The 6,385-nt window shown below is 41.5% G+C and carries 5 protein-coding genes; all 5 read left to right on the forward strand.

The window, feature by feature from the left end; translation table 11 throughout:
* Nucleotides 1-188: 188 nt before the first annotated feature.
* A complete protein-coding gene (locus BU202_RS10010) occupies nt 189-1,991 on the forward strand; it encodes an oligopeptide ABC transporter substrate-binding protein (RefSeq protein ID WP_075105622.1) in 1,803 nt (600 codons plus the stop codon).
* 252 nt (nt 1,992-2,243) lie between these two features.
* Nucleotides 2,244-3,245: an ABC transporter ATP-binding protein gene (locus BU202_RS10015; RefSeq protein ID WP_075105623.1), complete on the forward strand. Its 1,002-nt coding sequence runs from the start codon at nt 2,244-2,246 to the stop codon at nt 3,243-3,245.
* Nucleotides 3,245-4,189 carry an ATP-binding cassette domain-containing protein gene (locus tag BU202_RS10020; RefSeq protein WP_075105624.1) on the forward strand — a complete coding sequence of 315 codons (945 nt, stop codon included), beginning with the start codon at nt 3,245-3,247 and terminating at the stop codon, nt 4,187-4,189. Before BU202_RS10015 ends, BU202_RS10020 begins: the two co-directional genes overlap by 1 nt.
* A 2-nt stretch (nt 4,190-4,191) precedes the next feature.
* Nucleotides 4,192-5,148 (forward strand): oligopeptide ABC transporter permease, encoded by a 957-nt coding sequence (gene opp4B, locus BU202_RS10025; protein ID WP_075105625.1) that lies wholly within the window; start codon nt 4,192-4,194, stop codon nt 5,146-5,148.
* Between the two features lie 12 nt (nt 5,149-5,160).
* On the forward strand, nt 5,161-6,063 hold the full coding sequence (locus BU202_RS10030) for an ABC transporter permease (RefSeq protein WP_075105626.1): 903 nt from the start codon (nt 5,161-5,163) through the stop codon (nt 6,061-6,063).
* The last annotated feature ends 322 nt before the right edge of the window (nt 6,064-6,385 follow it).

The raw sequence follows: 6,385 nt of genomic DNA on the forward strand, positions 1-6,385 counted from the left end.
TCATTAGTCATATTATATCACAAAGTAGAAGCAACTTCAGTGAAAGTCCTATGAAAAATCGTCTGAAAATAATGAAAATTGTTTCTTTTACAAAATTTTCTGACAAAAGACTTTTTTTAAGAAAAATTTATGGTATAATATCTCTCATAGACATAAAAGTCTTTACAATTAAACAAAAGAGGTGTTTTATGAATAAGTCTACAAAAACGCTCGCTCTTGCGGGTGTGACCTTATTATCTGTTGCAGCACTTGCAGCATGTGGTTCAAAGAGTTCATCAACCGGTGGTGATTCAAGTGCAGCGAAGGCTGAATTGAGTTTCCCTGCTGAAGTGACCCATGATGGTACAGCGATTAAAGACGGAGAGTTTAAGTATGCGATTGTATCACCAGCAGCGTCTACAGGTTTGATGATTGATGAGTTGACAAACAATGTTAATGACTCAACCTTTGGCTCCATGGTCGATATCAGTATGTTTGGTTACGACGGTGATCGTAAATTGAACGATTCTGGTCTTGCAAAAGTAGACTTTGATACAGATGCGAAAAAGATGACCGTTAGCTTAACAGGTAAAGACTACAAGTGGTCAGATGGTCAGCCATTTACCATTGATGACTACCTCTTTACAATTGAGAAAATGGCCGATAAAGGCTACACAGGTGTACGTTTCGATGATAAATTTACAAATATCGTGGGAATGGACGAGTTTGTAGCAGGTACAGCCGATAAGATTTCTGGTATCGAAAAAGTTGATGACTACACAGCGGTTCTTACAGTAAAAGAAATGGAACCTTCTATGATGTATGCAGGTGGCTCTGTGCCAGCATACATTCTACCAAAACACATCTTTAAAGATATTCCAGTAGCTGATTGGGAAAAGAGTGAGTATGCTCGTGCAACAACGAAAATCGTTGGTATGGGACCATACAAGGTCAAAGAAGTGGTGAATGGTGAGTCTGTTACCTTTGAACCAAACGAATACTACTTCAAAGGCAAACCAAAAGTGGGCTTGAAGATGGACATTGTATCTCCTGATACCATTGTTTCAGAGATGAAAGCAGGTCACTATGATGTAGCCGATATGCCGGCGGATCAGTTGGATTCTTATAAGGAACTATCAAACGTAACGCTTCTTGGTAAGCTAGAGTCTGCTTATGAATACCTTTCATTTAATTTTGGAAAGTACGATGAGGCAACGAAGAAAAATGTCATGGATTCTAATGCCAAGATGAACGATGTGAAGTTGCGTCAAGCCATGGCTTATGCCCTTGATACCAAGACAGCTGGTGAAAAATTGTACAACGGCTTGTACCACCCAGCAACATCGCTCATCATCTCATACTTCGGTGATTTGCACGATTCAGAAATGGAAGGCTTTGCTTACAGCCCAGAAAAAGCAAAAGAATTGCTGGATGAAGCAGGCTACAAAGATGTAGACGGCGATGGAATCCGCGAAGGTAAAGATGGTAAAGCCTTCAAGATTAGTCTTGCAGCTCGTAAACGTACAGAAGCCAATGAAGCTCTTGTACAACAGTACATCGCTTGGTGGAAAGAAGTAGGCTTGAATGTGGAACTCTACACAGGTCGTACTATTGAGTTGAACTCATTCTACGACATGGTGCAAGCCAACGATGCCAATATCGATGCTTATCTCGGCGGATGGTCTACTGGTTATGACCCAATGCCAAACATGTGGGGACCAACCAACAAATTCAACATGTCTCGCTTCGTATCAGACGAAAACACCAAGTTGCTGGAAGCAATTGGATCTATTGAATCATTCGACGAGAAGAAAAATCTTGAAAACTACAAGAAATGGCAAGAAAATGCCTTCAATGAAGCCTTTGCAATCCCATTGTTTGAATCAGAAGGTGTAATAGCCGTTAACAAACGTGTGAAAAACTGGGATACTTACTACGGTTCAGCTTCTAAAGCATCAGATGCACATTGGGAAAATGTTGAGTTGACTGCTGACAAAGGAATCGCTGAATAATATCTCAATTGAAAAATCTCTCCTGACGACCATGTTCTAGATAGATTTTGAAAAAGCCAACATCGTTGGCTTTTTCACATTGTTAGTGTGAATAATCATGACAAGGAATGAGATTTTTTTGAAGATTTAGAAAGAATTTTCGCCCGACCTGCCGCTGAAATAGTTGGCAGAGGAGGGGGAATTGTGATAAAATAGTATAAATATTCTATTTTTATTGACAGGCAGCTTGGCTGATGACGAAGGAGGAAAAGCGTGACAAATGAAAAACCGCTTTTAGAGATGAAAGACCTACACGTCGGTTTCCGTATTGGCGATGAATTTTATGATGCCGTTGACGGTGTGTCTATTAATCTACAAAAAAATGAAATTTTAGCGATTGTGGGAGAATCAGGTTGCGGAAAGTCAACCCTAGCTACGACCATTATGGGACTGCACAATCCATTAAACACCAAAATTGAAGGACATATTCAATACCAAGGTAAAGAATTGGTAGGAATGAACGAAGCCGACTACAACAAGATTCGTGGAAATGATATCGGAATGATTTTCCAAGATCCCTTGGCTTCTTTGAATCCCTTGATGACCATCGGTGCGCAAATCGATGAGGCGCTTTATTATCACACAGATATGAATGCCGAGCAACGGACAGCCCGTGTCTTGGAATTGCTGGAGCAAGTAGGGATTCCAAATCCAAAACGGACTTTCAAACAATATCCGCATGAACTATCAGGTGGTATGCGCCAACGGATTGTCATTGCCATTGCTTTGTCATGTAAACCGCCGATTATTATTGCCGATGAACCAACAACTGCGCTTGATGTGACCATCCAGGCTCAAATTCTGGACTTGTTGAATGAAATTCAAGCAGAAACAGGCTCAGGTATCATCCTCATTACCCACGACCTAGGTGTCGTAGCAGAGACCGCAGACCGCGTAGCCGTGATGTATGGTGGCCAGTTCGTCGAAGTAGCCCCTGTTGAAGAGCTCTTTACCAATCCAAAACACCCATACACTCGCTCCTTGTTGAAATCAAATCCACAATCAAGCGATGAGGGTGGCGACTTACACGTGATTGATGGAACGGTACCGCCATTAACAAAAATGCCTCGTACAGGTTGCCGTTTTGCGCCGCGTATTCCTTGGATTGAAGCGAGCGCTCACGAAGCAAATCCTGTCATGCACGAGGTATCAGCAGGGCATTTTGTACGCTGTACCTGTCATGAAACATTCTATTTTGAAGGAGAGACCAACTAATGGGATTTATTGAAGTAAAAGATTTAAAAGTTCATTACCCAATTCGTAGTGGCTTCTTCAATCGCGTCACAGACTACGTTTATGCCGTTGATGGCGTCGACCTTCACTTTGAAGAAGGAAAAACCTACGGTCTTGTAGGAGAGTCTGGTTCTGGTAAATCAACTATCGGAAAAACGATCATTGGTTTAGAGCGTGCGACTGCTGGTGAAATCATCTATGAAGGTCAAAATGTGACCAACAAGCCACGCCGTAAAAAAGGCAGCTTCAACCGCGATGTGCAAATGATTTTCCAAGATTCCCTCTCTAGTTTCAATCCGAAAAAACGAATTTTAGACATCATTGCAGAGCCTATCCGCAACTTTGACCGTGTCTCACCAGATGAAGAAAAGAAACGTGTGCTTCAATTATTGGATACCATTGGATTGACAGAAGAAGCGCTTGTAAAATATCCGCATGAATTTTCAGGTGGTCAACGCCAGCGTATCGGTGTTGCTCGTGCCTTGGCAAGTAATCCGCGTTTGATTATTGCCGATGAGCCCGTATCTGCCTTGGACTTGTCTGTACAAGCACAGGTCTTGAACTACATGAAACGCATTCAAGACGAGTATAAATTGAGCTATCTCTTTATTTCTCATGACCTTGGTGTCGTTCAACACATGTGTGATGAATTGTATATCATGTACCGCGGTCGCTTTGTCGAAACGGGAACTAAAGAAGATATTTATGACCATCCACAGCATATCTATACCAAACGCTTGTTGTCAGCTATTCCAAGCATTGACCCTATCAATCGTAAGCAAAACAAAGAGCGTCGCTTGGCTGCTGAAAAAGAATATCTTGAAAAACAAAGCGTCTTTTATGATGCAAATGGACGCGTATTCGACTTGAAGGCATTTGCAGGCACTCATCAGGTCGCTTTACCAGACACGAAAGGAGATAACTAAGTATGTGGAAAACAATATTACGCCGTTTCTTACTGATGATTCCTCAAATCATCTTGCTTAGTATCATTGCTTTCGCATTTGCTAAATTGATGCCAGGTGATCCATTTACAGGAATGGTAGACCCAAATATCGATCCAGAAGCGATTGAGCGCCTACGGATTCAAGCAGGTTACTACGATCCGATTCATATTCAATACTTCAGATGGATTGGAAATATCTTGCATGGGGATTTTGGTCAGAGTGTGTTCTTTAAACAACCTGTTAGTGCCATTATCATGCAACGTCTAAGTAACACCATTTGGCTCTCTCTATTGACAATGGTGATTACCTATGTGATTGCCTTGCCGCTCGGTATGATTGCAGGGCGCTATCAAAATTCTTTGGCAGATAAGGTCATCAATGTTTACAATTTCTTAACATTCTCTACACCAACCTTTGTATTTGCCATTCTTCTATTGTGGTTGTTCGGATTTTCACTCGGCTGGTTCCCAACGCGTGGAACAGTTGCCTCTGGTCTGACAGGTTTGACAGCGATTCTGAGTCGTTTGCACCACATGATTTTGCCAGCCTTGACCTTGGCCATCCTATCGACTACAGGTACCATCCAGTATCTTAGAACGGGTGTCATCGATGCTAAAAATCAAGATTATGTTCGTACGGCTCGCGCCAAAGGTGTGCCAGAAAAAGTGGTGTACAACCGTCACATTTTCCGCAATTCCATTTTACCGATTGCAGCCTTCCTAGGATATGAATTGACAGGACTCATTAGCGGTTCCATCTTTGTCGAAAACATTTTCACCTATCCTGGTATGGGACAACTATTTATTACCTCGCTTTCAGGGCGTGACTATAGTGTCATCTTAGCGCTTTTGCTCATGTTTGGATTTGGGACCTTGGTAGGAACCTTGCTCTCTGATATTATCATGAGTATTGTAGACCCACGGATTCGGATTAAATAGAGGAGGAGACACGTGAGTAAAGATAAACAGTTAGATAAAAACACGGCATCAACTCCTCCAGGAGGATTACGTGTCATTACTAGGGAGTTTTTGAAAGATAAAGTTGCTCTAGTTTCGCTATTTCTTTTAGTGACTATCTTAGTCGGAGTATTTGTCGGTGCTATTCTTCTCAACCAAGAAGAAGTCATGAAAATCAATCTCCTTGGTCGCTACCTTGAACCCGGTGTTGATGGACATATTTTAGGGACTGATGAGGGTGGACGAGACATCTTTGGCCAACTCATTATTGGTGCCCGCAATTCGATTGTGATTGGTTTTTCGATTACCATTATTACAAGTATTGTCGGTGTAGCGTTGGGAATTTTCGCTGGTTACTACGGCGGTAAATTTGATGGATTCTTAATGCGAGTTGTTGACTTCATCATGATTTTGCCAAGTTTGATGATGATTATTGTATTTGTTACAGTCGTTAAAAACTATACCATCTACCATTTTATCTTCATCATGAGCGTATTTGGTTGGACCTATAAAGCCCGTTTGTTTAGAACCCGGACCTTGTCTGAAGCCAGCTTGGATTATGTAAATGCCTCGAAAACACTTGGAACGAGTGACTTGATGATCATGTTCCGCGAGATTTTACCAAATTTGAGTTCCTTGGTCATCGTTAACTTGACCTTGAACTTTGCTGGAAATATCGGGATTGAAACCTCTCTAACCTACCTCGGATTTGGTCTGCCAGCAACCGTACCAAGTTTGGGTACCCTGATTTCAAATGCTCGTAATGCTGAAATCCTTGAAAATAAAACATGGATTTGGTTACCAGCAGCCATCTTTATCCTAGTTATGATGTTGTGTATCAACTACATTGGACAAGCCTTCCAACGTGCAGCAGATGCTAAACAACGTTTAGGATAAATCTTATAATAGAAAACAAGTAGTAAGTCAATCGGACTTGCTACTATTTTAATGTCTCATTTCAAGCCCTCCTTCGTTCCCTACGCCACCATTTAGAGTCAGAGAGCGAGGCATGAGAAGAAGTTGTCTTCCCTGTATCAGTTTTTTCAAAAAAAAGTAAAAAAAATAGTAAAAAGGTGTTGACAAAGTAAAATTGAGGTGATATACTGATATAGTTGTCGCTTGAGAGAGCGGACGGACAAGACCTTTGAAAATTAAAGAAGACGAACCAAACGTGCAGGGTGGTTTATGGAGACATAAACCGTCAATGAACGAAAAAAAT

The sequence above is a fragment of the Streptococcus cuniculi genome, from assembly GCF_001921845.1.
Lineage (GTDB): Bacteria > Bacillota > Bacilli > Lactobacillales > Streptococcaceae > Streptococcus > Streptococcus cuniculi.

Bases quoted from the DNA above. Each gene is read 5' to 3' on its own strand.
- BU202_RS10020 (WP_075105624.1), top strand. From the start codon at position 3,245: ATGGGATTTATTGAAGTAAAAGATTTAAAAGTTCATTACCCAATTCGT.
- opp4B (WP_075105625.1), top strand. From the start codon at position 4,192: ATGTGGAAAACAATATTACGCCGTTTCTTACTGATGATTCCTCAAATC.
- BU202_RS10010 (WP_075105622.1), top strand. From the start codon at position 189: ATGAATAAGTCTACAAAAACGCTCGCTCTTGCGGGTGTGACCTTATTA.